The sequence below is a fragment of the Protofrankia sp. CiP1_Cm_nod1 genome (genome assembly GCF_920888515.1).
In the GTDB taxonomy this organism is placed as follows: domain Bacteria; phylum Actinomycetota; class Actinomycetes; order Frankiales; family Frankiaceae; genus Protofrankia.
On sequence record NZ_CAKKTM010000346.1, the window covers coordinates 1 to 1,370 of the forward strand.

A 1,370-nucleotide genomic window follows, 5' to 3' on the forward strand; every position below is an offset into this window, starting at 1 on the left:
AAGGCTGCGCAATCACAGATCTTTTCACGTGGCCGGTGGCCGCGGAGCCACTGGAAAACCAGCCCATGTGTGTCACGTCCCCGCAGCGCTCCCCTCGCGTACGTCACCGAAGCGCGTCACGGTCTACCATATCCAACGGGAGGCGTACGCCGCGGTGGACGGATTCGTGCGGAACATACCGGGGGCGATGTGGGGAAGACTCGGGAGAGCCAGGATGCGGCGCGGGTGCCGCCGGGCCCGGCCATCGAGGGTACCGGGATTTCCGCCGGGTCGCGATCGGCGGGTTCAGCACCGTCTACACCGCCTACCAGGAGCGTTTCGCCCGAACGGTAGCCGTGAAGGTCCTGAGCGCCGACGTCGGGGACCCGGCCGCGCTGCGCCGGTTCACCCGCGAGTGCCAGGCGTCCGGCAGCCTGTCCCACCTCCCCGAGATCATCACCGTGTACGACGCGGGCGCCACCGCCGACGACCAGCCGTTCATCGCGATGCAGTACTTCCCGCGGGGATCGCTGGTCGACCGGATGCGCGACAGCAACCAGCCGAACCAGCCGAACCGGCTGTCAGTGCCGGAAACCGTCGGGGTAGGTGTGTCCGTCGCCCGGGCACTGGCCGCGGCGCACCGCGCCGACATCACCCATCGTGACATCAAGCCGGGGAATCTCCTGGTCTCCGACGAGGGCGGGGCAGTACTGAGCGATTTCGGGGTGGCGAGCTTCGGGGCGGCGAGCTTCGGGGCGGCGAGCTTCGGGATGGCGGGTATCGGGGCGGCAGGTGCCGCGGCCGGCCCGGAGAAGTCGGTCAGCCTCGAGGCCTACACGCCGGCTCACTGCGCTCCGGAGGTCCTTGACGGACAGCGGTACTCGCCGGCCGCCGACGTCTACGCCTTCGGTTCGACCCTGTACACCCTGCTTGCCGGCACGGCCCCGTTCGCGCCCCGCGCCGGCGACGGACCGGCGACGGTCATGCGTCGCATCCTCGCCGGCGACGCCGCCGAACTCGACCAGGCTGTTCCAGAGCCGCTGCGGGCGCTGATCGGGCACATGATGTCGGTCGATCCGCGGCAACGGCCGAGCGTGGCCGGTCTTGTCGAGAAGTTCGACGCGCTACGGGACGCCCTGGGAGCCGAGCCGGTGGCCCGGCTGGGGGCAGCCGGGGATGATCTCGCGGCCGTCCCGCCGTCATCGGACGAGCCGACGGCCCACGACCCGAAAACAGGCACCGGTTCCGGGGCAGCCGCCGCCGACGTCTCCCGCCTGGAAGCCACCCGCCGCCGGTCCCGCGTCGGCTCCGCCGGGAGCTCGCCGCGGCCGGCCCCGGCCGGTACCGACAGCGCGGACGGCGCCGGCTCGCCGTCCGCGGCTCCCGGGCCC

General features: G+C 72.1%; 1 protein-coding gene. It reads left to right on the forward strand.

The window, feature by feature from the left end:
• Positions 1–65: 65 nt before the first annotated feature.
• Positions 66–1,370, forward strand: a 1,305-nt coding sequence (locus NBX02_RS15475) for a serine/threonine-protein kinase (RefSeq protein WP_250291928.1), incomplete at its 3' end; no start/stop codon positions are given.